The organism is Citrobacter sp. Cu233 (assembly GCF_030332225.1).
GTDB lineage: Bacteria > Pseudomonadota > Gammaproteobacteria > Enterobacterales > Enterobacteriaceae > Citrobacter.
In genome coordinates this window covers 691,720-714,277 of sequence record NZ_JAOWIF010000031.1, presented here as the reverse complement: position 1 = coordinate 714,277, position 22,558 = coordinate 691,720, and the positions used below count along the sequence as shown (strand labels likewise).

Sequence of the window (22,558 nt, the reverse complement as noted above, 5' to 3'; positions counted from 1 at the left end):
GAGAATGGGCATGGTGATATTTCTGTTACGGGTCATATCCCATCCATTGCTGAAGTAATTACCAAAAACCCGGTTATAGGCAGACCTGACGCTACCGCCCGACATCACAACACCTTTTGTGCGAAGGTTCCCGTAGCCGCCGTCCATACGGACCTGTGCGCCGGTATAAACTATCTGGCAGAACCCGCCGCCAATATCCTGGAATGCATCGGTAATCTGGATTTGTCGGTCATATACAAAGGGGCGTTTCAGCGTGGAGAACGTGACCTGACCTGCGGCGTTGGTCATAGTGATGCCATCACCGCCGACAGGTGCAGTCTGATTGAATATCACCAGGTCTATGGTCGCCGTTCCGGCCACGTCGTCCCGCCCTGTGTACGAGATATCGCGAACGATAATATTGCCGCCATCAAACCCCACCGATACATTCGGGTTATCCCATTTACCAAAAGGAATGCCGCCAACCGGGAGAGATGCGATACCGTTAACTGTGATGCGCCCGGACCAGGCACAGGTCATCAGCGCAGCCTGATTAGATATGGCGGTGAAGTCGGTAGAGTTCGCAACCAGCAACCCTTCGTTATAAGTCGCTGCAGGCAGCAGTTCCATAACGTAGCCGGACCAGTCCGGAGTAAGGGTTTTACCCCCGATTGTCTCAGCGCCAATGATGACCCCGGAGTCCCCGTTTCGGGTGACCCCCGTCATAATGGCTACATCAAATTCAGCAAATGAGTAGGTGTAGACAGGATTGGTGGGTATCACAATAACCTGAGAGCCTGGAACCAGTGGCGTGTATACCGGGTACTGCATTGGCTGGGATGACCAGCCAGAGAACGTTGTGCAAAAACTGGGGGCCCGCAGCCCCGCAGTAATTGCCATAACCGGACGGCCATCGTTGTAGTCTATTAAAATCCCTTCCGGCATTATGACCACCTCCCGACGACAACCCGCCCACCGCCAGATAAGTTGACAGTTAGTCCATTGCCGTTAATGACGACGGTGTTATTCGTACCGTTAAATGCAAACTGACCACTGTTCGCATAAAACTGGCCATGAAATTCACAGTTACCATTTTTATCGATATTCCACCCAGCCCCCAAAGGTCCTGAAACGAAAGAGGTGGACCTGATATAGTTGCCAATTTTTGCATTGGTGATACTGCCATCCTGAATTAAAGCATCACGGATAAATACCTGACCATTAACAACAGCAAACGGAGAATATTGCGTATCACCGCTGCCACTCATCAGGACGAACTGGTTAGCCGTTATTGCGGACCAGATCGTCAGCGCGCGCGTTACCACGGGAAAAATTAGGCAATAAAGCAGCATCTGCGCTTTCACTTGGTGGGTTCCAGGCGCGGAGCTGACCGCCAAAGCCACCAGCACCGCCGTGATATCCGGCATAATCCCGCAGAGCGGTTTTGCCGTCCGGTCCTAACAAAGCAGGTGTTTTCATGCGTAAAATCCTGCCGGTCCCCGGCGTCGTGGAGTGGTGCCAACCTGTGACTCAAGTTCGGCAATGTATTTCTTCAGGTCACTGACTGAAGTCGCAGTGAACTCAACCCGCCGGCCGTCTTTTTGCACCGTTGCCACCCGCTTTCCCATCATGAGGTCATGCAACGCAGCACGGGCGGCATCGAGATCAGTCTGTGTCGCCATTATTCATCTCCAGATAATGCCCGGGCATAATCAGCCAGGGTTTTGTTATTGGTCCGCCCCCCCTCTTCCTCCAGCAGGCTCGCGAGCAGTGAATCAAGATTCAGTTGCCATCGCGAAATACTGATCCGCAGGGCCGCCAGCGCATAAACGAAGCAGTCCAGCGCCTCATTTCGTCGCTTTTTGCTGTCCCAGACGATTTTCTTACGCCCGTCCACCCATTTTTCAACCTGCTCCTCAGCAGTAAGCTGCTGCGCCTCAGCCAGATCGTAAATTTCGGGGTTATTGGGAAAATGCACGGCACCGGCAAGAGGCTCACTCCCTTCCGGCTGAAGTGTGAAGCGGTTATAAATCTGCTCCTTTGCGGTATCAGTCCCCACTTCCGTGAGATAAACGCCGTTCTTGTTGCGTTTACGCGGCATATTCGCGACAGGCTTACCGTAAACGGAAGCCCCTTTAATCGGGATCACGCGAAACAAACCATGCTTTTTTGAGCGATTGTAGACAATGGTGGGATCAATACCGCCGATATCCCAGCAGATACGGGATACCGACATTTCCACGCCATTCTTTCGGGAATAGGTTCGGTTAATCGCCTCATCCACCCTGACGAGGGTCGCTTCATCATCATGACGGCCCATAATAATCTGCCGGTCAATCAGCCAGCTTTCCTCACCGGGTCCCCATCCCCAGACGCGCATTTCATAACGATCCAACTGGGAATCAATCCCGGCAGTCAGATAAGCGACACGTTCCGGTACGGGTGCCCCGAAGAACTCTTTGCGTTCAGCCATAAGCTCCGCGTCAGGGCGTTCACCAATTTTAGGCTCCCATGTTTCGCCCAGCGTCGTGTTCACGAAGGTTTTACGCTTTCCGGTATCCCCTTTCGTTTTTAGCCAGTCTTTAACGATCTGCACCCAGGTGGTAAACGGGCTGTATGCCGTCCAGATGTGAAACGTCACGCTGTCTGGCGGGTCGATTTCGGTGCCTGTTGATGAAAACCAGGATAAACCATCGCGCGTCCAGATCCCGGTGGTGTCGCAGATGTAACGAGCTTCAGTGAAATCCAGCTCCTGCTGCTTAATGACGCAGGCATTATGTTCACACAGGTAAAAGACGCTGGAGGGTTCGCCCGGTGTCCATTTGAACCCGAACGGTGTCTCTTTATCGCCGAACTTAAGGTACTGCTCTTCACCACAGTGCGGACAGGCAACATGAAAACGCATGAAATGCCCGGATTCGCTGGCAGCGCGCTCAATCTGGCAGGTTCCCTTTGTTTTTGGCGTTGAACCACGAATAGATTTAGGCCAGACAGAGCCCTCAATACGTTTATCACCCAGAAACGTCGGGGAACCCTCTTTCTCAATATCCTCATCAAAAGCAGCGAGTTCGTCATAGCCGGCAACATCCACTGACTTTTCACGATAGTTTTTCGCCGCCTTACCACCCAGACACCAGAACCCGCGACCGTTGGAGAAGCGTTTCATACTGAGCGTATTGTCCCGGTGCTTTTTGCCATACCAGGGGGCCAGCGCCAGAAGCGATGGAATATCGCGGATCGTGGGTTCAACATGCGACTTCATGAAGTTTTCGGCGTCACCATCAGTGGGCAGCCAGATAAGGGAATTTCGCTGCTTGTGCTGAATAAAATACGCATAAACACCCAGCAACATTTTTGAATAGCCAACACGGGCAGACTTAACAACGTTAACTTCACGAATGTAGTCGTTACCCATCGCATTCATGATCGCGCGCTGAAACGGCAACGTTTCCCAGCGCCCTTCCTGATAAGCCGACTCTTTGGGGAGATAGTAATTATCGTCTGCCCATTCAACCGCCGTTTGCGGCTCAGGCCGGTACAGCGAAAGTAGCCCTGCGCGCGCAGAGTGCTGCAGCCCCTTAATCTGACTGTTCGATATATTCACTCAGCAACCCCGGTATTATTTCATCCAGCGCAGCTGCTTTGTTCATGGCTTTAATGATGTCCTTCTTGAGGAAATCAATATGTCGGTTTTCCAGCTCCGGGAAGCGCCGCTGAATAGACAGAGGAACTCCATCAAGAATGCTGGCTACTTCTCCGGCCATCCGCGACAGCACGAACGTGCAGAATGCGGTTTCCACCACCTCAGCGGAATCTTTTGCATTTTTTAGTTCCTGGGCGTCAGCCTGTGCCCGGGTGAGGCGGTGACGCTCATAGTCAATCGTACCAGGCTGGAGGTCGGATTCCGATGCAAGACGAAGGTCTTCCACCTCCTTCCGTAATTTCTCATTCTCAATCGCCGCGTCGCGTGCGGAATACCATTCGATAGCCGCGGAAGATTCATAGAGGACCTCATTACCTTTTCCGCCGCCACGTGCTACAGGCATTCCCTGATCCTGCCAGTTCTGGATGGTTCGCACGCTGACACCAAATATTTCAGAAAGCCGCTTTTTGTTGACCTCCATAGCCCACTCCATGCACAAAAACAGAGAAAGGAAACGCCCTCTGGCTATTTAGCCGTTTTTAAGACTTATCGCTTCCTTTCTTTTTAGGGGGTGTTTGCAGTTAAAACAATGAATTAGCGAGAAGAAGAACGGAAACGGCAAATGCCAGAAAAATTTCATAAATAGCGAGAATCTGCGAGGTCGCCGCCCCGTAACAGGCCGGATTGCCAGAAAGGACCCATAAACGATATTAATTATCATTTCCATGATAATTCTACGCAACGACTGTTAGATTAGGTCGTCCTGCGAAAATTCAGCCTGACAGACGCTCTTTGATATGCGTGTGTGACGCGCAATTTAGTCGCTGATCATCACCAGCAACTGAATTGCGTCTATAAAAACTAAATAGCTAACATGATTTATTAGGAGGGTTAAAGTGTAACCTTTATTGATTTTTGAAGTTCAACTGCCGCCTCTAACAATCCCTGCCAATGAAGATGACTTTCTTTATAATTATTGTGGGCTACAAATAACTCATTGAATAGCTGGACCTCTGTATATTCCCCATCATTAAGCCCTGCCAATTCCATTTCATGAAATATATCAGCTAATGCAGGCTGCATAACCTCATTCATATAATTACTTATTTTATCATTATCTTTCCTAAAAATTAGAATATCTTCAACCTTAAGTCTATAAGCAAAAATTGCACGTTTAACCCTTACCAACTGCATTAATCTTTCTTTGTCTTTCCACGAATTTAAAGTTCTAAATGCAATTATTGCTGCAAAACCAGTAATTATCACAGTAACCACTGATGCTAAAGCAGACACCCAAGCTCCAATCATGGACCACAATGCGATTTTTTCGGAAATACTCATTTATCCTCCTTATAAGAGGAATAAGATAGCATTATCACAAGTACTCAGTGAACACCTGCTGTAATGCCATTTCAATCGAACTGAAGTGTTTGGTTAATTCAGAGGATTCAAGCAGTCTAGTACGCTAGACTACGACTTCTACATGCTGTGCGCGCTTTAGACGCTACAATGGGAGATGGCGACCCGTGACTATCTCCTCATATATAGCCAAGGAGATAAAATGAATCACCAAATCGCGCTCGAACTCGCACTTGCATACGCTCCACACATTGAGAAAATCATTGATGTAATATGCTTTTGGATAACCCTAGAACTCACTAAACGCTACAGCAACAAAACCTTTAAGTGAATGTCACCCCGAGTTTCGCAAGCGCTTCGATCTTTTGCTGAATGCGTCTATCCAGTTCGGTCACTGCATGCGGGCGTATGGCATCAAGAAAGGCATTATCCTGATAGGTTGACTGGATTGTTACACCAAGCCCGGCACCGCTTTCCAGTATGCCTTTCTGTCGCTGTAGCTCTTTCATCTCGTTATAGATGCAATGCGCGTTACTTAAGTTCTCTACGTTTACGACCCGGCTCCTTCCTGCAGTTAGCCTGCACTGATTTGTTGTGCGCCAATATATCCCGCTTCGTCTGCTTATCCAGCACGGTAATATCGTGCTCTGTGAGGTAGATGATACTTACCCAGTCACAGGCCGTGTCCGTTACTTCAGGTTTTGCGGGTAAATTTTTCGCGCAACTCGCGGTCAACATCGTCATCAGGAAGATGACTAACAGTTTGCTGTACATCCCTGGCTCCTTTTGTTGCCTCTACCCGGCGTTCTGCAACGGCTTCAGTAGCTGCTGCACGTTCCTCAGTGCGTTGCTGGTCCGCTTTTGTCTCCGCGATGTTAGTACCGCGTGATTTACCCAGACTAAAAGCCCCTGCAATTGCAGCCAGTACAGCAACAGCCAGGCCGATAATCATTTTCAGTCCCATAAGCTCCTCTTTCCCGCTAACTGCCTTTTTGTTGTATCTGACGCACTCGATTCTCTACATCCATAAGACTTGCGAGCGCGAAACAAAAAGCATTTGCACCCGCAGCTTCCAGAAGTGTGAGAAGAGCCTGTTGTCTTTCTGTATGGGTAAACTTACAGCGTGCTACATTATCCACTTCAATAATGAGGTTTGGTTCAGGAGTATTAGACATGGCTTATTTCCATTATTTCAGTGATATTCAGTGCACCACATGCGGGTGCAACGCTTCATTTTCATTACTGAATGCAGTTCCGTTTTCCTTATCTAGGAGGGATAACACAACACAGAAAATCCATTGGCAAGAAGCGCCAGGTCGGTACAGGGGATTATTCACCTGCCGTAACTGTCACAATCCAATCACTATTGATTTTTCTATCCGCAATATCAACCAGGCAGCATCAGCGATGCGTTTCTTAAACAGAATCAGTCTTGAGCTAATGGACCCCTCACTTCGTGGTACTGGACAACGATATATAGGTCATCAAATAACGATGGATTCACTTGGGGTTGACCTTGGACCTCTTTTTAAAATCGATGCCTTTCACCCTGATTCTAAGGAAGCAGTTCCCTCCGATCTTCCACCGGGAATACATCAAATTTTTGTGAATGACCTCCTTAATGCATCCGGCTCACCTAGGCTGACACTATTTTCTTGCCGCCTGATTATTGAAGCTGCCTGTAGTGATCAGTTAGGAGTCTCGGGAGGCAAACTGGTTAGCATGATCAACCAACTCGGTGAGTCCAGGAAATTACCCGAGGTTATGATCGAATGGGCTCACACAATCCGCCAATTTGGTAATGGTGCGGCACATGATCATTCCGATGTGCCTGATGCGCGAGAAGCGTCTGAGATTCGTGCGTTTACTGTTTCCATGCTTGAGTTTTTATACTCCCACCCAGCAAGGGTTACAGCGCTTCGCAATCAGGGTGTATCGGCCTAACTCCCTAATCTTAGCCACTGTCAATATTGTTAAGAGCATTCGAATTCAAATTATAATTATGTTAATTGACGTGGCTAATTATCTTGTACCAGTGCAGCTTTTGCTTTGGCGTAACGTTCACGGCGGTCTTTAATGCCATTCTGCCCGCCGTTAATAATCTGCGTTACACGTTCCACATCACCCGAATACATCAGGCAACCGCGTAACGTGAAGTACCATGCCGCCGAACGGGCCGCATGTCGCTCCTGCGTTAGCAATTCTGGCGTACTGACAAGGTCAAGTTTCAGTGCCGCACCGCATTTGGTGTAGTTCTCACAGCCGGTGATTTGAAGCAGGCCACGACCGCGATATTTCCAGCCGTCCCCCTGGCTGTTATTCCCCATGCGGTCACCGTAAACCATATTGGCTATTTGCGGCTGGTGGGCGACTTGCTTACCATCGACACGCCCCAGCATTTCGCACTGATACGGCGTCAGACGCTTACCGAAGGTTTTCTTCAGCCCCTCAACCGAGTAGTTGAAGCTTTCTACCAGCGAAGTAAAACCAGCAGATTCATGCCCAACTTGTGCAATGAACATGGCCTGGTCGTTAAGTGCTGTAATACCAAACTCTTTCATTGCTGCATCAATGTGCAGAAACCAGCGTGCAGAAACCCCGGCGCTGATACCAGCCGCCTGCTGAAATTGTGATTGGTTCATATGTATACCGGATTAAACCACTATTAATGGTAGGGATTAGAATTCATCTGAGATAATGAAATTAAATTTAATTTAAGTCACAATGAGACTTAAGATAAATCCTAATGATTTCACCTTCTTTGCGGGTTGTAGCGATGTCGTTGCGACTCGCTTTTTTATTTGTGCACAGCATCAATAAGCCGAGCTACGTTGCCTCTGACGGCGACCAGCACGGACAGGAAAATAATGTTGCCCCCGATAGTGGCCCACGATGAGTAAGGGTAGATACCGCACAGATACGCCAACGGAACGGCGCTGTAGATGACCGTAAGCAGCCACGCTAAGCGAGATATCCACGGTCGATGTCGGGAATCACCGCGACGGTAAAACATCAGGGTCAGCACAACCCCAGCGCAAAGCAGTGCGTTGATTGTTGCCGATGGGTCATTTAGTACCACCTGAACCTCCCCGGCGCGTTATCAGCGCCACCAGCGAGCCAACATCCTGGTTATTCAGAAACGTCAGGATTTTGACAGCTAAAGCAGAAACGATTACGGCTCCGATAGCGTCCAGAGGCTTATCACTGTAACCAGTCCAGTCAGCCAGCTTTGAACCAACCAGCCCTGAGCAGATGATCCCGGCGATGTAGGACACGACAAAATACGCCAGCCGGCGCGCTGCACTCAGGTCCGCGGCGGTTGCAATGTAAAATACAGCCCCGGCAAATGCACCAAACACCACGCCGTAATCGGTTCCGGAAACAAATCCATAGACACTGGCTCCCGTCAGGACACCACCAGCCAGCCCAGTACCGGAAATCGGATCGGACATTTAGCCCCCTCTTTATTGCTGTGAGTCCTCTCGGAATGAGGGGAATAAAAAAGGCTACCGCTTGGTAGCCTTCATGATGGGATATGAATATTTATGTGAAATTAGTTTGGGAGATGTACTTTCGGTCCTTCCCACTCAAATGCTTCTAAAGTTTGTTGTACAATATCTCTCATATGCTCCAAAGATTTGCATGAGATATCTACTTCGGCTTTTTTACCACCATTAATAGTGGTAGTAAATCGTGTACCGTCAAGATTACTGAGCCAAAGGGCACCACCGTCTTCATGAAGTGGTTTCCTATGAGCGCCCAAACCATGTACTCGCTCTTCCATATGCTGAGAAGAATTACGAACCTCCGATAACTTAGGGAGTTTTTCTTCGATCAAGTCGCAAATCTCAATTATTTTGTTCTTATGAACACCATCAAATTTTTTCAATTCTCTTACGCACTTATATATTTCATCAAGAGCATAGATGAATGCCTTAGCATATATAAATAAGTATCTATCAATATGATTCATTGGAACATCCCCAGCAACCCACTTATTTCTTTTTAGCATTATCGCTGACTGATATTCGATTTCTTCAATATCACCAATAGGATCAAGATGATATGTTTCTATGATTTTATTTTCACACAGTTTCCTATGAGCTATGTCCTGTTGCCATTTGTTTTTATCATAGGGAATGACATCTAAATTTTTGCTCCTACAATCTTCAAACATGTTCAAAGCAACGTTAGCCTCATAGAACACAATCTGAATATTTGAAAGTAAGGCTTTAAATACCTTCCTTGTGTCATCAGTTCCAGAGATAAGCCATGTTCCTGGTTGTTCCAATTCAAAAATGCGCATGTTCTCCTCAAATACCAATGAACCGATTGAAGACGTATGTGTTCAGGTTATGAATATTAAAGCACCTACAACACAGGAGCTTTAGCGAAGGACATAATCTTTATGTATACAAATCCCATTATTGGTGTCAAATATACACAAAAACGGCAACATTGCAAACATCGTGACGCTAAATTACGCGATATTTATCACATCTTCACTTTTAGTCACCCGGTTCAGTTGAGAGCTTGAATAACTCTCCTCCTGGAAACATTTGGTCACCAGGCTTTCATAGAATGGTTTCCAGCTATAACGCCACGTTCGATCAGGCAGACTCGGCAACTCAGAAAAAATACCGCGATAGGCAACCGATGATTTTGGCCGGCTGTATCCCCGCCCTTCGCAGCGCTTACATTCTTTATAAACTGGCGCGCCCTGCAGTTCTGTCGCTTTACGGTCAACCGTCTTACCGGTTCCGCCACACTGGCATCGCTTACTTAGCTTTCCATTACCATGACATCGCGGACATAAACTTTGCTCGGTATCAGTTACCACACGCTTTACCTCAAAGTCAGATGGTGACTGTTTCAGGTCTTTGGCCCATTGTGGCAATCGCATGGTGTAATGGCTTTTCGTCACGGTTTTAGTGGTTGTAAGCAACCCTTTACCACTACATTTTTGGCACGCCACGCTATCAGCTGCTGATGAGGAATAATCGTTATAGGCAAATCGGGCAAGGATACGCATGCAGAGGGGAAACTTTTTCCCTGATGCTTTGCGAATGGCCATGGGCGCATGCTCTTTCGCGTACTCAGTTAGCCAGGCAATTGACGCCTCTCTGTCCTGGCTGCTGATACCAGCTTTACCTAAAAACATTGCCAGCCCGATCCCCGCATCGGCCTGAGTCATCCCCAATGCAGCCATTACATCAGTCACCGTCAGTTGTTCACTGGCTGTCGCTCTACTGGTATCTGATATGTGCATGCCTTTAGGCGCAAAAAACTTTATAACATTGTCCAGATTCATACGGTCTCCATACTTCTTAAGCTTTCGCAATTACGCCGATCGCCAGCGCCCGATCCATAAAACGCAGTAGCAGCTCAAGCTGCGTACCATGCTTCTGCTCGAATGCCGGTACATCGGCGTGTAACTCGTCGTGGCACTCTCTGCACAGAGGGATCACGAAGAGGTCATGGGCTTTTGTTGCTGTACCACCCATACCGTGCCCTACGATATGGTGCGGATCATCTGCTGGCCGACGGCAACACTCACACGGTTGTGTTTTAACCCAGCGGGTGTACGTCTCATTTACCCAGCGGCGACGTTTTGGCCTGAGCATGAAAGACTCTGGAGACTCCGGATCAACAGAGAGCGTGAGGATCTTCTTCGCCTTCTCCTGCACAAGGCTGGTTGCAGACACGGAAGGCACAATGTCGCTTTCCCTCATGACAGACCTAATCTTGTCATCCGGAAGGCGTAACCCTTTGTGTGCAACGCTTTCCGGAATAACATCAGCCAGGTCGTTTCTGACCATCCACCAGCACAGTTCCGGTAGCGTCAGGATATGCGACTCGGGAAAACCAGAATCACGCCGAATGACTTCCAGAATCCAGGATACCAGGTTTCCTGCCGCTATACCTGCAAGCTGCTCAGTATGCTGCCCGGACAAAGTGTGATCGCAATGCCAGCACAGGCGAATGCTTCCTGGTGGATGCCGCATTGTTGTGAAGTTCTTGTCATGCCACGATGAATGTGGCCACTGGCATTCAAACCTTGAACTCAGCCACTGCTCGAGGGAAGCCAGCCCACCAGCGCGATGAATAACCCGCTCATTCCCGAAGACCTGCCGCATTACCGGATCATCAGCCAGGGGCTGAATGGCTGCCGGAACAGCCCCGGTACTGAATGACGCCATTTCCTCTGGTTCAGGCTCGAGCAGAACGCGACCACGCATGAAGAGGTGCATCAGTTCCGCACCGGGACGGAACAACACAATCCCCATACGGGGGGCTATTTCAGGTGTGAGTAATGCCCTCAATTGTCGCCACCAGCCAGTTCTTTATCGTGGGTGAAGCTCCCGTTCCAGGTCACCTTCATCGGAAGATTCCCTTTCAGATAATTTTTGTAGATCCAGATGGCTCCATCCCGGAGAAGAACAGGCTGATAGGTGGTAAAGCTGACTGCTGAATTTGGAGAGACTTTGCTGCTTTTCTCGGTGAGGTATTTATCACGCGCGTATGACCGTACACGCCATTGTGCGCTGCGTCCTTCCGGATTGTCGTCATATAACCAGTTCATCGAAACAAGCCAGGCGCTAATTTTTGAGGTATTAACACCATTCAGACGTTTACAGAACTGTACAGGGGAAAGCCCATCAGTGAAGAGGCTCTCGAGATGCTCGATATATTCGGCCTGCTGGTGGGTAAGCGCCTCAGCCTGCTGCTTTGCTTCCATGGCATCCGCCCACGCACGCGCCAGAGTTATTGGATCGGACATATTCGGCAGCATGACACCGTGGACCTCACGAAGATTGAAGTAATGATCTTCAAGCTGCTCAAAGAAGTCCCAGGCTAATTCGGTTTCAAGCATTTTCGCATGGCGGGAAGCACCACGTTCAGTCCACAGGATTAGCGAGGTAGTGTGTTTATTAACCACATCGCTAAATGATAGTCGGAACGATTTCAGCTCATCACCAGTGATTTTGAAGAAGTGTTTACCCTCGATAAATCGCTGCTCATTTCGAGCGAAGTTTTGCTGAATTCTTACTGGTGTTGTGCCGTAACCGGCAGCAAGGGAATCCGTTGTCACGACACGTTGATTGCGATAAGTGATCACCGGCACCGACGAGTGATTAACGGAAATTACTGATGAAGTGCTATTTTTGGGCGTAGCAGTGCCCATAACATGATGATTGCTCATATTATCTCCATACTCTGATTGTTGCGAAGGGCCTGCACGCCCGTTTCGCTTGCACTTTCCGACATTACTGCCATATCGACCAATATTCAACCCACAGCTGGACATATAACCACCTCTTTTTTATATGCCGTTATGGTTATCTCAACTTTTCCCTTCGGTACTATTGGCCCCCATTCCACCAGCATGCGCTTAATCTGGCTGTCGTCTTCCCAGACACCCGCATGCGTCAGCGCGTCAAACAGGGCTTTGTTGTAATTATCGATATCCCGGCGGCGCGCATCCGGCGGGTACAGCGTGATTTCTACCGCTGCAAGTTCAGTCGATGGCTTCGGGAGGCGTCGTAATTGCTCAATGATCGCTACACAGGCAGCGCTCTGGTATTTACGGCCTTCAACGCTAATGAGATGACGACCGGCCAGCGGCCCCTTGTTAGGGGCGCGCCAGTAAGTGTTCACGCTCGGAGGAAAAGGCAGGATCAGTTTCACGCGGCCTCTCCCCGCATATTGCGAACAAGTTCAGAAGCGACAGTAATGATTTCGCTGGTTGCCGTCCGCTCCAGCCAGAGTTGATTGATGTTGGCTTTCAGTTTGTTCTGCTGGGCCTCGCTCAATACATCAACGCCTTCCACTTGGTTAAACACCAGACCAACCTCGAGAGGCCAAATACGCGATTCAACTTCTGGTGATGTCAGCGGCGCAGGTGGCTGTACTGTTTCTGCCAGCTGGGCCTTGCAAGCGGCAAATGTGACCAGCGACATGAACGCCTTCCCTTTTTCTTCCAGATCGGTACGGCTGATGTAGCTGAAACGCTCGCCGCGCCATGACTTATCGAATACAGCTATAGCACCTGCAAAAAACGCGCTGGTGGGCTTCTGTTTTTCGTCAGCAGGTACAAACCACACTGGCAGATCGAACCCAATACGACCACGAATAAACATGATGTGATCGGCATCTTCCGGCCACCATGTTTCACTTGTGGCAGACTTCACCAGGTAAATATAGCGACCACCTCTTTCACGCATGTCCATGGTGTGATTCATGATGTGTGTCATACCCGTGATCGCCTGCTTGTCGTGATACTGCGAGCGGCTATATGGAGGGTTGGCAAAAGCCGCGCCGCCCAGTTCAGCCAGGCGTTCAGACCAGTTCTGTGTCAGCGCGTTATCTTCGGCGGTGTACCATGCCGGGCACTTCGCGTTGTCGTCGTCAGCAAACAAGTCCAGAACTAATGGACCAAATAGCGCGTTGATCCCCCAAAAAAGCAGATCCGGTGTTCGCCACTGATCGCCAACTTCTTTCAATTCGTGGGCTGGTTTGCAACGCAGTGCTGCCAGCGCCTGGCAATATTTATTTGTCATCATGAACGAAACCCCGAATTTTCTGGCAGTGAGTAATCAACGGTCTGATAACTGGCCCGTGCTACTGGTGAATCACCTGTAGGCTGTTTCATGGATACGGAAAGCTTCAGACTTAATTCGTCCCACTTTTCACGAAGTTTTGAAGGGCTTAGGACGTTTTTGCACCAGAATGAATCCTGATTAGCTCGTTTGAAGAGCGCACAAATTTGCTTATGCGTTCTGCCGTCCTGCGTCACCATCAGGCGCACTTCGTTTGCCCAGGATGCCCAGTTAGGCTCTTTGGGTCGGACTACTTCACCGTCACTTTCAGCGGCCTGCTCGTACATCGCGATGATTTTTCCCCAGAGGTATTCCGCACAAGTCAAATCATCCTGATTGCCCCACTGCCGCTTCGGTACATTCCAGGTCACTGCTTCAGGATGTTTAGCAAGAAACTGTTCAACAGGAGATGAACTTTCAGCGTCCGGTTGCGAAGCTTCCGGACAAGAAGGGTTACTGATCTGTTTGTGGTGATCTGAGTAATGATCTGTATAGAGAATAGGTTCCGCGACTTCACGGTTAGGGTTCCGCGATTCTGCGGTTTCGGTTCCGTGATTCTGCGGAATGGGCTCCGCGACTTCGCGTTTCCCGTTCCGCGATTCTGCGGAATCCAGCTTTGACGGGAATAAAACATTGATTAGCGCTTCGCCATTGATACGGTAATGCGTCTTTTTAGTGCCGTTTACCTGTCGCTGGGCCTTCTCAACAACCCCTGGTAACCAGCGGGTACAAATCTTGTTTACCAGACGCTGCACCTGATCTTCACTCACACCGCGAATCTCTGCCGCCAGTTCGCTGTGTTCTTTGTAAAACCAACCATCATTCAGGTCTGATTTACCGGACCAGAACACAAGCTGGTTTAGCACAGCACCCAAAGCATGCGCCTGCTGATCACCGGAGAAATAATCGAGGTACGGGACCGGAATGGTGATGCAATTCCTTTGCCCGGATAGCGATTGAACGATTTCAAATATCTGGCTCATGATCGTCCGTTATCTCCCTGAACTTTTGCCTGAAATGCTCAAGTGGGCTGAAGCATTCATGCGGGTAGCCATCACGCAGGTAGATAACGCGCTGTGTTTCTGGCTCCCAGCGGATAACACGGACTGGCACTCCGCGGTGGTCTTTGAACCTTCGGTTAAGTTCGCGCACAGGCGTTTTGCCCTCCGGTAGTAGACCCCCACAATTACAGAGTCCTGACTGTGGTTACATGACACCCAGCGATTTGATACTTTGCATTCATACCGAAACAGCGGAAGACCCGGCACCGGGATCATTCGTAGTTGCGGTAAGTGAGGATTTACGATTAAATTGCTCATGCGGATTATTTCTCCATACTCGAAGAGTTGTTCGCCAAGGCGCCCGGAGCTGCACACTCGCGGGCGTCACTCTTTTCTGGAAGGCAATAAACTCGTGAAATCAGGTTCAGGAACGTCATGAGCGTTACCCGGAACTGGTAGGCGATTTCGTTCAGACTGTCCCATTCCCCTTTATCAACCACACCATCATCGATGTATCGACGATATGCGTTAACCAGGTCACCAAGCCTGCCCACCAGCTCAGCCAGCTTTAAGCCAATCTCCTCGTTCTCTGTTTCTGGTGCCGCGCCTGGAATGTGGATCCCGTTATCTGTTTGACGAGAAAACGCGTCAGCTATGTAGCTAACACCAGCAGCTTTCTGTAACACCATCGCCCATCCCATAGGGAAGATCTGATCCCCGTCGACACGAAGGCGGTTAAACAATGCATTTTCTGTTACCCCCAACCATTCCGCCGCTTCGGCGTAGCCACCAGGCAGGTCGGTAATCGTCTTTTTTATCGCAGCCACCAGCCATGCTGGCTGACGTTCGACTTTCCAAACAGGTTCGTTACCCACGGCTTACCCCTTATTTCTGTGGTTACGTTTAGGCTGCTGATTCGTTAACCTTTTCAGGACGATCAGGATTGGCGTTATCCAGCAGCCATTCAGCAGTAAATTTTCCTGCGGATTTGGAAGCAAGTAGCTCTGCGTATTCCGTTTTTTTGGTGTATTCGGTCCGAGGAAGGCAGGCGTTTTTCACCCAACGATGGACTGCGACCGGGGATAAACCGCAAATTTTTGCCGCCGCTGTTTGTCCGCCGACGGCTTCAACTGCAATTTCTACAGCGTTCATTGACTCTCCTGATTATTAAATTAACCACAGGTTAATAATAAATATTAACTGACAGTAAAGTCAAGTTCTCGGATATTTAACTAATGGTTAAGAGAGACGAAACGAAAGAAGGATTCACGGCTAGGCTGCTGCAAGTTTGCCAACTTGCAGGATTGACAGGCCGTGGAAGAAACAAAAACCTTGCAGACCTGCTTAACAAAGCTGGGGTAGAGATAACCACGCCTGGTGTTTGGAAATGGTTTAACGCTCAGGCAATACCGGACAGCCAGAAAATAGTCGCTCTCAGCAAGGCGCTTGGGGTGCGTGCTGAATGGCTTGAATACGGGGTAGGAGAGCCTACAGATTCAGGGGAAGTTAAACGCATGGTTAATAATCCTGTGCAGGATGTTTATCGCGTTGAAGTTCTAGATTTAGCTGTAAGTGCCGGCCCAGGTACCTACATGCTTTCGGATCAAGTTGAAGTGCTCTACGCCATCGAGTTCACTACTGAACATGCCAGAGTACTTTTTGGAAATCGTGATCCAGAAGATGTGAAGGTCATGACCGTTAACGGCGACAGTATGTCCCCTACCCTCGTTTCGGGTGATCGACTGTTCGTCGATATATCAGTTCGTCACTTCCAGACCGACGGCGTTTACTCTTTCGTATATGGTAAGACATTCCATGTTAAGCGCCTGCAAATGCAGGGTGATAAGCTGGCCGTCCTGTCTGATAACCCTGCCTATGAAAAGTGGTACATCGATGAAAAATCGCAAGATCAGCTTTACGTTATGGGTAAGGCATTGATTCATGAGTCAATAAAATATAATAAACTCTGAAAATTGCTGAGATCACAAAGATCTTAGAATTTGCAAACACCACAAGCGTATTCCTTACTAGATTTTAAGGGTGTGTTACATGGAAGAGCGTGCAAGCTATTTGATCGAGCCAATTGAATCTCTAGGCGCTGGAAGCTTTGGTTTAGTTGAAAAAATTAAACTTTATAATACAAGGCACTATTTTTGCGGATTATATGCCAGAAAAGTTTTGCGTCCGGATGCTTCCGATCCGGACCTTTTTACCAGATTTGAACGCGAAGTTAGATACCAAGCAGATTGTTTACACCCTAACATCGTGCAAATTTTTATATGCAATCTTCAGGCTGCGCAACCATGGTTTGTGATGGAGCTTGCAGAGTCTAATCTGCATGACGAGATACAAAAAGGAACACTAACAGAAACTGAAAAGATCAACATCGTAAAAATGGTTCTTAATGCTGTCGGCTGGATCCATCAAAAGGGATACTTGCATCGTGATATAAAACCATTAAACGTTCTAAAATTTCCAGATGGTGTATATAAAGTCTCTGACTTTGGCCTTGCTAAAAATGTCGCACCTGATGCAAATACTCAACTCTTAACGAAAATTGGGCAGTATCCACGCACACCTAAGTATTTTGATCATGGCGTTTTTCTTAACGGATACTCTAAACAGTCTGATATTTTCTCGTTAGGAATATTGATAGAAGATTTAAATATCAATGGGTTTGATGATATAGTGAACAGATGTACCCATCGGCAGCTCAATAAAAGATTTTTGAGTGTCGAGCAAATTCTCAATGCCATTGAAGAATTAGAGGAAGCTCGTCAATGATCTCCATCTTATCATCAGCTGTTTTTTCAATGCCCAAAAGCTTGGAAAGAGAGAACCAAGATTCTGTTTTACACCCTAAGCAGGTCAACGATGGATATCTTATGGCAATTGCCGATGGTGTAGGTGGATACAAGGGCGGGCATGAAGCTTCGTCAGCTGCAATTATGAGCCTCTCTAAACTTACGGAAGAAATCAAAGTTGATAACATAGGGAAACTATTCACTTCGATCAGACGTGATATAACAGCCCTCTCATCAAATGATGAAACATTATTATCAGCAGCAACAACATTAACCGTATGCCATGTGAACAGTAGTGGATTAACTATTGGTCATTCAGGTGATTGCAGAGTATATATTAAACAAAGTAATAAATTGAAGCAGATTACTAAGGATCACACACAGCATCAGATGTTAATCGATGATGGCGTGTTTACTGCCCGGCAGCTAAAGAATGCTAAAGGTAAAAACATAATCACTACGGCTTTATCTGCCAACATAGTTCTTGATTTTCAAGCGCTATTCATCCCCACATCAGAGCTGCCGTTAGAGAATGGTATGTTATCGCTTTTTATAATGTCTGATGGATCACACAATATTTGGGAAACTAGGCCTAGATTTTCAGATAACACGTTATCTAATGCTTGTAGATTTGCTACCAGCCTGAAGAAACGTATTGAGTTGAAAGGGCCTATTGATGATTACTCTTTGATTGCAGTAAATATTAAATTTGATTAACTAATAACCCGGTATATGCCGGGTTTTTTATTGCCCTTTTCTCACTATAGCGGCTGAGGCGCGCAGTATCCCCTTGTGGATCACGTTTTGCGTTTGGCCTCCAGATACTCAACGATATTGTCACGGTTAATTTCGATCCCTTCGATGATTAACTGAATCACCACTCAGCCTATCTCGCCAGCGATGAATGCCGCACGGTCTTCTTCCAGTTCATCACGTTCCATATATCCTCCCTCGTCAACCTGATGTTTTTTTAATCATAACATCACTTACTCAAAAAATTAAATGTATATATAAATCAATGCATTAAATAAATTTCAAACATAAATTAACCAATGGTTATTTACAAATATTATCTATTGGTTAATTATGTATTCATCAGCACTCAGATAGCTGATGCCAAAATCTACTTACCACCGCGCCTGATGTGGTTAAAAGCAGGCCAAAGCAATAACAAGTAACTCCCTGTTCTGGCGGCCCGGTGTTTTCCCGTGGATTTCCGGTAACCGCCAGCTTTTTTCAGGGAATATTAGCCGGTCATGGTAAGCATCTCGCAGGGTCCTTACCGGGACTGGAAGAGTTACCACTTGGAGACGGTCCTTATAAATGTCCTGGACAGTGGCGGTACCAGCACCGACAACAGCGGCAGACGTTCAACTGTGAAAACGGAGAGATGCCAGCTCCCTCGACGGCAGTGACGGCGGGAAGTAGACCGCTCAGCTGGGAAAGACCAGCACACAACGATGAGAGCATTGACGAGCAAGGCATAACGGCAGGTTCAATCCCTGCCACCGCTATACAGATGGCGGTGATGGGCAACGAAAAGGTCCGTTCAACTCGGACACCGGCAGTGCTCTCTTCGTTGTGGTGAATGCGCAGGCTGATGCGCTAAACCGTGAGGGAGTGTCCCGAAAGGGTGCGTCACTGGTAATCAACCCATGCCGGAATATCGCAGCACCGGCCACCACAACCAAATCACGCTTAGGACCGTGATAACCGTAGTTCTAGTATTGCTGTGTGTAGTCTTGGCGGTACCAGGGTCTTCAACCTTATGCAAGGGGGACGAAGATAATGTTCTACCTCGGTACCGCCCTTTTTACGCAACAGAAAAGGGCATCACCGGGCGACGGGCTCATAACCCAATCCACCCGGGCAAGAGGATGGCGATTGCAGTCGCCTACAAATGCAGGTGCCCTTCTCTGTTGTGTATGGAGAAAGTTCGGCGGTGGCAGCCGCCTTAACGAGGGTAAAACCATGAGTAATGACCGCATGACCGTAGTGCCAGATTTTCTTGGCGAACTGGATGCCGGCGTGTTCATGAACAAAATCGCGGCAGCACTTAATACCACCGCGCTTGGCGTTCTGAACAACGGCAACAAAGGCAAAGTAGTACTCACCTTTGATTTTGAGCGCATGGGTAATTCCGTCGAAGAGAAGCGCGTCAAGATCAAGCACAAGCTGAACTACAGCACCCCTACACCGCGTGGTAAAGCCTCCGAAGAGGACACAACCGAAACCCCGATGTGGGTCAACAAAGGCGGGAAGCTCACCATCCTGCAGGAAGATCAGGGTCAGCTGTTCGGGATCACTGGCGCGGTGGATGGAAAGCTTAAAGCGGCTCAGTGATCCGCAACAACAAACTCACTGATACCACTTTGATCATCAGTTAATAAGGAATTTCTATGTCTCAGTTAGACAGCGGCACCTTCAAGCAGGTCAAAGACCTGGTTCTTTCCGGTTATCACCTGAATGATATTCAGGACCTGGCTTGCCCGACAGCATTACTGCCAGATGGTACTGGCGTTGAAAGCCTCGAGCGCTTTTCTCTGGAGCGTTTCCGCTTTCGTGGCGCAATGAGCACAACCAGTATTGACGACTTCGCACGTTATTCTAAAGGTTACGCCAGCGCCAGCGAACCAGCTCGTTGCTTCATTGACGCTGACAACATGACCGCCCGTTCAGTGTTCAACATCGGCACCCTGGATAACCCCGGTCACGCCGATAACATGGCTTCAATCACCCTGAAGAAAACCGCCCCATTCCGTGCCCTACTGCAGATCGACGGTCAACGTCTGAAGCAAAAGCAAATCGCTGAATGGCTGGAAGACTGGAGTGATTACCTGCTGGCGTTTGATGCTGATGGTAATACGATGCAGATTTCCCAGGCGGCTCAGGCTGTACGTCGTATCACTATTCAACAAGCAACCCAGCAGGACCATGAAACTGGTGATTTCGCTGGTAAAAAATCGCTGATGCAAAGCGTTGAAGCAAGCAGCAAAGACGTAATGCCTGTGGCGTTCGAGTTCAAATGTGTGCCGTATGAAGGTCTGGGCGAACGCCGCTTTAGCTTGCGTAACAGCCTGCTGACCAGCGATGAACCCTGCTTTGTTCTGCGCATCGTTCAACTTGAAGCCCAAGAAGAAGAGATCGCCAACGAATTCCGCGATTTGCTGATCAGCAAGTTCGACGGTGAATCAGTGGAAACTTTCATCGGTAACTTTAAAGCCTAATTGCTCTGCATTAAATCCCCGGCGCCGCGGGGATTTATTGAAGCGTAATTCCATTAATTATCGCCACCCGGCGAGGGATTCGTGCAACCAAAATATGCGCGGTGCAGCGCGCCAATATGGAGAAAACCATGAGCTACATTCAGACATTATCCGGTAAAAAATTTAACTACCTGACCGCCACAATCGACGATATCGATGTTGAGGATATCGCGACAGCGCTTTCCAACATCTGTCGATTCGCTGGGCATCTGCCAGAGTTCTACAGCGTGGCCCAGCACTCTGTGCTTGTAAGCAAGATTGTGCCGCCAGAGTTCGCTTTTGAAGCGCTGATGCACGACGCTGCGGAGGCATATTGCCAGGATATTCCTGCCCCGCTCAAAGCCCTGTTACCTGACTACCAACGAATGGAAACTTATGTTGATGGTCTTATCCGCTTTAAATTCGGTATCTCTCTTGAACAAGCTGCTGTCGTGAAATATGCCGATCTAACCATGTTAGCCACCGAGCGCCGCGATCTGGAAATCGATGACGGTTCGAAGTGGGAAATTCTCGAAGGTATTCCCTGCTCTGATCTCGTTCAGGTTATCCCTCTCCGTCCTGGTCAAGCCTATGGCCTGTTCATGAATCGCTTTAACGAGTTGATGGAGCAGCGCCAATGCGCCGCATGAAGGTAAAAGAGCTCGTAGCGGAGGCTTTTGCCTCCGTTGCTGAATTACCACCAAAACATGCACCGCTTATGCGCGAAGTCGCCACCAGGCTTGACGCTACGTTCGCAGCATTAAAAGAGTCCCTGGTGCAACTGGAACAGGAACGTAAAGGTAAAACGCCATGACCGTATTTGAATATCTCCAGGCTCACCCGAATACCACCAGCGGTGAAATAGCTAAAGGGATGAATAAAAAGACGCCTGTGGTCGCTGGTGCATTATCGCAACTCTATGGTACTGGCCGGATCGTGAAGTCTGGTGTTCGCAAAGGCATTCCAACATACCGTGTTAACGATATGCCGTTTGGGTGCAGTAACAGCCTAACCATGATGTTTAACCAGCTATTGAGTAAAGCCAGGAAAGGAACAGCCCAATGACAGCACTCAACAAACAGGCGCCGATCAAACATCCCGCAATTCGTTATCACGGTGGTAAGTTCCGCCTAGCGTCCTGGCTTATTGAACAGATGCCAGAACATACCTGTTACGTCGAGCCTTTCGGTGGAGCGGCTGGGGTGCTACTTCAAAAACCGCGCAGCTACGCAGAGGTTTATAACGATCTCGATAGCGAGGTAGTAAACCTGTTTACTGTCCTGCGAGACCCAGACATGAATCAGCGTCTGCGTGATGCCTGCGCATTGACACCTTACTCCCGCGATGAGTTCTGTGCAGCCAGGGAGGCTGTCACGGAGCCTGTAGAGCGTGCCCGCCGTATGGTAGTTCGTGCCTGCATGGGGTTTGGTTCCGCTGCTGGTATCGGCGGGCAATCAGGATTCCGTAGCGACAGCAAGCGTAAATATGCAACTGCTGCGCATCTGTGGGAGCGCTATCCAGAGAACCTGGCTGCGATATGCCAGCGCCTGCAGGGTGTCATTATCGAGAACAAAGACGCCCTGGTAGTAATGCGCGCCCATGACGCTGAAACCACCCTTCATTACATCGATCCGCCTTACGTTCCAGAAACACGTGTCCAGGGTAATCGCTATTACAACCACGAAATGACCGTTGAAGGCCATGAACAATTGCTCGCTGTGGCCAGAACGATGACAGGCATGGTGATGATTAGCGGGTATGACACTGAGATTTATAACGACATGTTAACTGGCTGGACTAAGACAGAAAAAACATCACGAATCAGCGCAGGGCGCGGTACAAAAGTCCGCACCGAATGTCTCTGGGTTAACCCGGTAGCGCAGCGTAAATCCAGCGCCGCTGGCATTGGCGTGAAGGGGGAGTGAGA

Annotated in this window: 33 protein-coding genes and 2 pseudogenes; 10 read left to right on the top strand and 25 right to left on the bottom strand. The window is 48.6% G+C overall.

Annotated elements, in window-relative coordinates:
• From OGX95_RS10010 to OGX95_RS09960, 11 genes and pseudogenes are all read right to left on the bottom strand, one after another.
• Positions 1-924, bottom strand: a 924-nt coding sequence (locus OGX95_RS10010; protein ID WP_286629303.1) for a DUF6453 family protein, incomplete at its 3' end; no start/stop codon positions are given.
• Positions 924-1,247: a phage tail tip fiber protein gene (locus tag OGX95_RS10005; protein ID WP_502872774.1), complete on the bottom strand. Its 324-nt coding sequence runs from the start codon at positions 1,245-1,247 to the stop codon at positions 924-926. The genes OGX95_RS10010 and OGX95_RS10005, both read right to left, overlap by 1 nt.
• Before the next feature lie 16 nt (positions 1,248-1,263).
• Positions 1,264-1,458: pseudogene (locus tag OGX95_RS10000) on the bottom strand (phage portal protein); the annotation flags it as partial.
• A complete protein-coding gene (locus OGX95_RS09995; RefSeq protein ID WP_003034782.1) occupies positions 1,455-1,661 on the bottom strand; it encodes a phage head-tail joining protein in 207 nt (68 codons plus the stop codon). The gene OGX95_RS09995 and the pseudogene OGX95_RS10000, both read right to left, overlap by 4 nt.
• Positions 1,661-3,583: a phage terminase large subunit family protein gene (locus OGX95_RS09990; RefSeq protein ID WP_286629302.1), complete on the bottom strand. Its 1,923-nt coding sequence runs from the start codon at positions 3,581-3,583 to the stop codon at positions 1,661-1,663. The genes OGX95_RS09995 and OGX95_RS09990 overlap by 1 nt, the downstream gene beginning before the upstream one ends.
• Complete coding sequence (locus tag OGX95_RS09985; RefSeq protein WP_286629301.1) at positions 3,558-4,103, bottom strand: terminase small subunit; 546 nt, start codon at positions 4,101-4,103, stop codon at positions 3,558-3,560. The genes OGX95_RS09990 and OGX95_RS09985 overlap by 26 nt, the downstream gene beginning before the upstream one ends.
• Before the next feature lie 410 nt (positions 4,104-4,513).
• Entirely contained in the window at positions 4,514-4,963 is a 450-nt protein-coding gene (locus OGX95_RS09980; RefSeq protein WP_286629300.1) for a hypothetical protein, read from the bottom strand.
• Between the two features lie 341 nt (positions 4,964-5,304).
• A complete protein-coding gene (locus OGX95_RS09975) occupies positions 5,305-5,490 on the bottom strand; it encodes a hypothetical protein (protein ID WP_196239034.1) in 186 nt (61 codons plus the stop codon).
• 22 nt (positions 5,491-5,512) lie between these two features.
• The gene (locus OGX95_RS09970) at positions 5,513-5,719 is read right to left on the bottom strand and encodes a hypothetical protein (protein WP_286629299.1); all 207 of its coding nucleotides are present in this window, start codon (positions 5,717-5,719) and stop codon (positions 5,513-5,515) included.
• The gene (locus OGX95_RS09965; protein ID WP_286629298.1) at positions 5,676-5,945 is read right to left on the bottom strand and encodes a hypothetical protein; all 270 of its coding nucleotides are present in this window, start codon (positions 5,943-5,945) and stop codon (positions 5,676-5,678) included. The genes OGX95_RS09970 and OGX95_RS09965 overlap by 44 nt, the downstream gene beginning before the upstream one ends.
• A 16-nt stretch (positions 5,946-5,961) precedes the next feature.
• Positions 5,962-6,156 carry a hypothetical protein gene (locus tag OGX95_RS09960; RefSeq protein ID WP_286629297.1) on the bottom strand — a complete coding sequence of 65 codons (195 nt, stop codon included), beginning with the start codon at positions 6,154-6,156 and terminating at the stop codon, positions 5,962-5,964.
• On the opposite strand from OGX95_RS09960, the gene OGX95_RS09955 reads away from it, so the two are divergent.
• Complete coding sequence (locus OGX95_RS09955; protein ID WP_286629296.1) at positions 6,155-6,925, top strand: DUF4145 domain-containing protein; 771 nt, start codon at positions 6,155-6,157, stop codon at positions 6,923-6,925. The genes OGX95_RS09960 and OGX95_RS09955 overlap by 2 nt on opposite strands.
• A 74-nt stretch (positions 6,926-6,999) precedes the next feature.
• On the opposite strand, the gene OGX95_RS09950 is transcribed toward OGX95_RS09955, so the two are convergent.
• The 13 genes from OGX95_RS09950 to OGX95_RS09890 all read right to left on the bottom strand — a co-directional run bounded on the left by OGX95_RS09950 (position 7,000) and on the right by OGX95_RS09890 (position 15,734).
• The gene (locus tag OGX95_RS09950) at positions 7,000-7,623 is read right to left on the bottom strand and encodes a glycoside hydrolase family 19 protein (protein ID WP_286629295.1); all 624 of its coding nucleotides are present in this window, start codon (positions 7,621-7,623) and stop codon (positions 7,000-7,002) included.
• A 155-nt stretch (positions 7,624-7,778) separates the two neighbouring features.
• The gene (locus OGX95_RS09945; protein WP_286629294.1) at positions 7,779-8,060 is read right to left on the bottom strand and encodes a phage holin family protein; all 282 of its coding nucleotides are present in this window, start codon (positions 8,058-8,060) and stop codon (positions 7,779-7,781) included.
• Complete coding sequence (locus OGX95_RS09940; RefSeq protein WP_061353905.1) at positions 8,047-8,433, bottom strand: phage holin family protein; 387 nt, start codon at positions 8,431-8,433, stop codon at positions 8,047-8,049. The genes OGX95_RS09945 and OGX95_RS09940 overlap by 14 nt, the downstream gene beginning before the upstream one ends.
• Before the next feature lie 101 nt (positions 8,434-8,534).
• The gene (locus OGX95_RS09935) at positions 8,535-9,287 is read right to left on the bottom strand and encodes a hypothetical protein (RefSeq protein WP_286629293.1); all 753 of its coding nucleotides are present in this window, start codon (positions 9,285-9,287) and stop codon (positions 8,535-8,537) included.
• 174 nt (positions 9,288-9,461) lie between these two features.
• A complete protein-coding gene (locus tag OGX95_RS09930) occupies positions 9,462-10,292 on the bottom strand; it encodes an antitermination protein (RefSeq protein ID WP_286629292.1) in 831 nt (276 codons plus the stop codon).
• A gap of 16 nt (positions 10,293-10,308) precedes the next feature.
• Entirely contained in the window at positions 10,309-11,304 is a 996-nt protein-coding gene (locus OGX95_RS09925) for a DUF968 domain-containing protein (protein WP_286629291.1), read from the bottom strand.
• Positions 11,301-12,185: an ORF6N domain-containing protein gene (locus OGX95_RS09920; RefSeq protein WP_234662062.1), complete on the bottom strand. Its 885-nt coding sequence runs from the start codon at positions 12,183-12,185 to the stop codon at positions 11,301-11,303. The genes OGX95_RS09925 and OGX95_RS09920 overlap by 4 nt, the downstream gene beginning before the upstream one ends.
• 86 nt (positions 12,186-12,271) lie before the next feature.
• Positions 12,272-12,670, bottom strand: a complete 399-nt coding sequence (locus tag OGX95_RS09915) for a RusA family crossover junction endodeoxyribonuclease (protein ID WP_286629290.1) — start codon at positions 12,668-12,670, stop codon at positions 12,272-12,274.
• Positions 12,667-13,542: a phage N-6-adenine-methyltransferase gene (locus OGX95_RS09910; RefSeq protein WP_286629327.1), complete on the bottom strand. Its 876-nt coding sequence runs from the start codon at positions 13,540-13,542 to the stop codon at positions 12,667-12,669. The genes OGX95_RS09915 and OGX95_RS09910 overlap by 4 nt, the downstream gene beginning before the upstream one ends.
• Positions 13,542-14,564 carry a phage replication protein O gene (locus OGX95_RS09905; protein ID WP_286629289.1) on the bottom strand — a complete coding sequence of 341 codons (1,023 nt, stop codon included), beginning with the start codon at positions 14,562-14,564 and terminating at the stop codon, positions 13,542-13,544. Before OGX95_RS09905 ends, OGX95_RS09910 begins: the two co-directional genes overlap by 1 nt.
• Entirely contained in the window at positions 14,548-14,733 is a 186-nt protein-coding gene (locus tag OGX95_RS09900; protein WP_071828988.1) for a DUF4222 domain-containing protein, read from the bottom strand. Before OGX95_RS09900 ends, OGX95_RS09905 begins: the two co-directional genes overlap by 17 nt.
• A 172-nt stretch (positions 14,734-14,905) precedes the next feature.
• Positions 14,906-15,457: a YmfL family putative regulatory protein gene (locus tag OGX95_RS09895; RefSeq protein ID WP_286629288.1), complete on the bottom strand. Its 552-nt coding sequence runs from the start codon at positions 15,455-15,457 to the stop codon at positions 14,906-14,908.
• A 28-nt stretch (positions 15,458-15,485) separates the two neighbouring features.
• Positions 15,486-15,734, bottom strand: coding sequence for a helix-turn-helix domain-containing protein (locus tag OGX95_RS09890; RefSeq protein WP_213180929.1), 249 nt, complete (start codon positions 15,732-15,734; stop codon positions 15,486-15,488).
• A gap of 83 nt (positions 15,735-15,817) precedes the next feature.
• Here OGX95_RS09890 and OGX95_RS09885 point away from each other — a divergent pair, with 83 nt between their 5' ends.
• The 3 genes from OGX95_RS09885 (at position 15,818) to OGX95_RS09875 (ending at position 18,103) form a co-directional block, all read left to right on the top strand.
• Complete coding sequence (locus tag OGX95_RS09885) at positions 15,818-16,552, top strand: XRE family transcriptional regulator (protein WP_233631949.1); 735 nt, start codon at positions 15,818-15,820, stop codon at positions 16,550-16,552.
• A gap of 79 nt (positions 16,553-16,631) precedes the next feature.
• Positions 16,632-17,366 (top strand): serine/threonine-protein kinase, encoded by a 735-nt coding sequence (locus OGX95_RS09880; protein ID WP_108361596.1) that lies wholly within the window; start codon positions 16,632-16,634, stop codon positions 17,364-17,366.
• Positions 17,363-18,103 (top strand): PP2C family protein-serine/threonine phosphatase, encoded by a 741-nt coding sequence (locus OGX95_RS09875; protein WP_108361595.1) that lies wholly within the window; start codon positions 17,363-17,365, stop codon positions 18,101-18,103. The genes OGX95_RS09880 and OGX95_RS09875 overlap by 4 nt, the downstream gene beginning before the upstream one ends.
• 27 nt (positions 18,104-18,130) lie before the next feature.
• On the opposite strand, the pseudogene OGX95_RS09870 reads toward OGX95_RS09875, so the two are convergent.
• Positions 18,131-18,327 (bottom strand): annotated as a pseudogene (locus OGX95_RS09870) (hypothetical protein).
• 1,030 nt (positions 18,328-19,357) lie between these two features.
• On the opposite strand from OGX95_RS09870, the gene OGX95_RS09865 reads away from it, so the two are divergent.
• The 6 genes from OGX95_RS09865 to OGX95_RS09840 all read left to right on the top strand — a co-directional run bounded on the left by OGX95_RS09865 (position 19,358) and on the right by OGX95_RS09840 (position 22,556).
• Complete coding sequence (locus OGX95_RS09865) at positions 19,358-19,729, top strand: YfdP family phage-associated protein (protein WP_001515608.1); 372 nt, start codon at positions 19,358-19,360, stop codon at positions 19,727-19,729.
• Positions 19,730-19,785: 56 nt separating this feature from the next.
• Positions 19,786-20,613, top strand: a complete 828-nt coding sequence (locus tag OGX95_RS09860; protein ID WP_286629287.1) for a YfdQ family protein — start codon at positions 19,786-19,788, stop codon at positions 20,611-20,613.
• A gap of 128 nt (positions 20,614-20,741) precedes the next feature.
• Positions 20,742-21,281: an HD family hydrolase gene (locus OGX95_RS09855; protein ID WP_286575266.1), complete on the top strand. Its 540-nt coding sequence runs from the start codon at positions 20,742-20,744 to the stop codon at positions 21,279-21,281.
• Positions 21,269-21,445 (top strand): hypothetical protein, encoded by a 177-nt coding sequence (locus OGX95_RS09850; RefSeq protein ID WP_001253786.1) that lies wholly within the window; start codon positions 21,269-21,271, stop codon positions 21,443-21,445. The genes OGX95_RS09855 and OGX95_RS09850 overlap by 13 nt, the downstream gene beginning before the upstream one ends.
• On the top strand, positions 21,442-21,696 hold the full coding sequence (locus OGX95_RS09845; RefSeq protein ID WP_065944619.1) for a hypothetical protein: 255 nt from the start codon (positions 21,442-21,444) through the stop codon (positions 21,694-21,696). The genes OGX95_RS09850 and OGX95_RS09845 overlap by 4 nt, the downstream gene beginning before the upstream one ends.
• On the top strand, positions 21,693-22,556 hold the full coding sequence (locus OGX95_RS09840; RefSeq protein ID WP_286629286.1) for a DNA adenine methylase: 864 nt from the start codon (positions 21,693-21,695) through the stop codon (positions 22,554-22,556). The genes OGX95_RS09845 and OGX95_RS09840 overlap by 4 nt, the downstream gene beginning before the upstream one ends.
• The last annotated feature ends 2 nt before the right edge of the window (positions 22,557-22,558 follow it).

Coding starts and splice junctions, on each gene's coding strand:
- OGX95_RS10005 (WP_502872774.1), bottom strand. CDS start 1,247: ATGAGTGGCAGCGGTGATACGCAATATTCTCCGTTTGCTGTTGTTAAT.
- OGX95_RS09995 (WP_003034782.1), bottom strand. CDS start 1,661: ATGGCGACACAGACTGATCTCGATGCCGCCCGTGCTGCGTTGCATGAC.
- OGX95_RS09985 (WP_286629301.1), bottom strand. CDS start 4,103: ATGGAGGTCAACAAAAAGCGGCTTTCTGAAATATTTGGTGTCAGCGTG.
- OGX95_RS09980 (WP_286629300.1), bottom strand. CDS start 4,963: ATGAGTATTTCCGAAAAAATCGCATTGTGGTCCATGATTGGAGCTTGG.
- OGX95_RS09975 (WP_196239034.1), bottom strand. CDS start 5,490: ATGAAAGAGCTACAGCGACAGAAAGGCATACTGGAAAGCGGTGCCGGG.
- OGX95_RS09970 (WP_286629299.1), bottom strand. CDS start 5,719: ATGTTGACCGCGAGTTGCGCGAAAAATTTACCCGCAAAACCTGAAGTA.
- OGX95_RS09965 (WP_286629298.1), bottom strand. CDS start 5,945: ATGGGACTGAAAATGATTATCGGCCTGGCTGTTGCTGTACTGGCTGCA.
- OGX95_RS09955 (WP_286629296.1), top strand. CDS start 6,155: ATGGCTTATTTCCATTATTTCAGTGATATTCAGTGCACCACATGCGGG.
- OGX95_RS09960 (WP_286629297.1), bottom strand. CDS start 6,156: ATGTCTAATACTCCTGAACCAAACCTCATTATTGAAGTGGATAATGTA.
- OGX95_RS09950 (WP_286629295.1), bottom strand. CDS start 7,623: ATGAACCAATCACAATTTCAGCAGGCGGCTGGTATCAGCGCCGGGGTT.
- OGX95_RS09940 (WP_061353905.1), bottom strand. CDS start 8,433: ATGTCCGATCCGATTTCCGGTACTGGGCTGGCTGGTGGTGTCCTGACG.
- OGX95_RS09935 (WP_286629293.1), bottom strand. CDS start 9,287: ATGCGCATTTTTGAATTGGAACAACCAGGAACATGGCTTATCTCTGGA.
- OGX95_RS09930 (WP_286629292.1), bottom strand. CDS start 10,292: ATGAATCTGGACAATGTTATAAAGTTTTTTGCGCCTAAAGGCATGCAC.
- OGX95_RS09920 (WP_234662062.1), bottom strand. CDS start 12,185: ATGAGCAATCATCATGTTATGGGCACTGCTACGCCCAAAAATAGCACT.
- OGX95_RS09910 (WP_286629327.1), bottom strand. CDS start 13,542: ATGACAAATAAATATTGCCAGGCGCTGGCAGCACTGCGTTGCAAACCA.
- OGX95_RS09905 (WP_286629289.1), bottom strand. CDS start 14,564: ATGAGCCAGATATTTGAAATCGTTCAATCGCTATCCGGGCAAAGGAAT.
- OGX95_RS09890 (WP_213180929.1), bottom strand. CDS start 15,734: ATGAACGCTGTAGAAATTGCAGTTGAAGCCGTCGGCGGACAAACAGCG.
- OGX95_RS09885 (WP_233631949.1), top strand. CDS start 15,818: ATGGTTAAGAGAGACGAAACGAAAGAAGGATTCACGGCTAGGCTGCTG.
- OGX95_RS09880 (WP_108361596.1), top strand. CDS start 16,632: ATGGAAGAGCGTGCAAGCTATTTGATCGAGCCAATTGAATCTCTAGGC.
- OGX95_RS09875 (WP_108361595.1), top strand. CDS start 17,363: ATGATCTCCATCTTATCATCAGCTGTTTTTTCAATGCCCAAAAGCTTG.
- OGX95_RS09865 (WP_001515608.1), top strand. CDS start 19,358: ATGAGTAATGACCGCATGACCGTAGTGCCAGATTTTCTTGGCGAACTG.
- OGX95_RS09860 (WP_286629287.1), top strand. CDS start 19,786: ATGTCTCAGTTAGACAGCGGCACCTTCAAGCAGGTCAAAGACCTGGTT.
- OGX95_RS09855 (WP_286575266.1), top strand. CDS start 20,742: ATGAGCTACATTCAGACATTATCCGGTAAAAAATTTAACTACCTGACC.
- OGX95_RS09850 (WP_001253786.1), top strand. CDS start 21,269: ATGCGCCGCATGAAGGTAAAAGAGCTCGTAGCGGAGGCTTTTGCCTCC.
- OGX95_RS09845 (WP_065944619.1), top strand. CDS start 21,442: ATGACCGTATTTGAATATCTCCAGGCTCACCCGAATACCACCAGCGGT.
- OGX95_RS09840 (WP_286629286.1), top strand. CDS start 21,693: ATGACAGCACTCAACAAACAGGCGCCGATCAAACATCCCGCAATTCGT.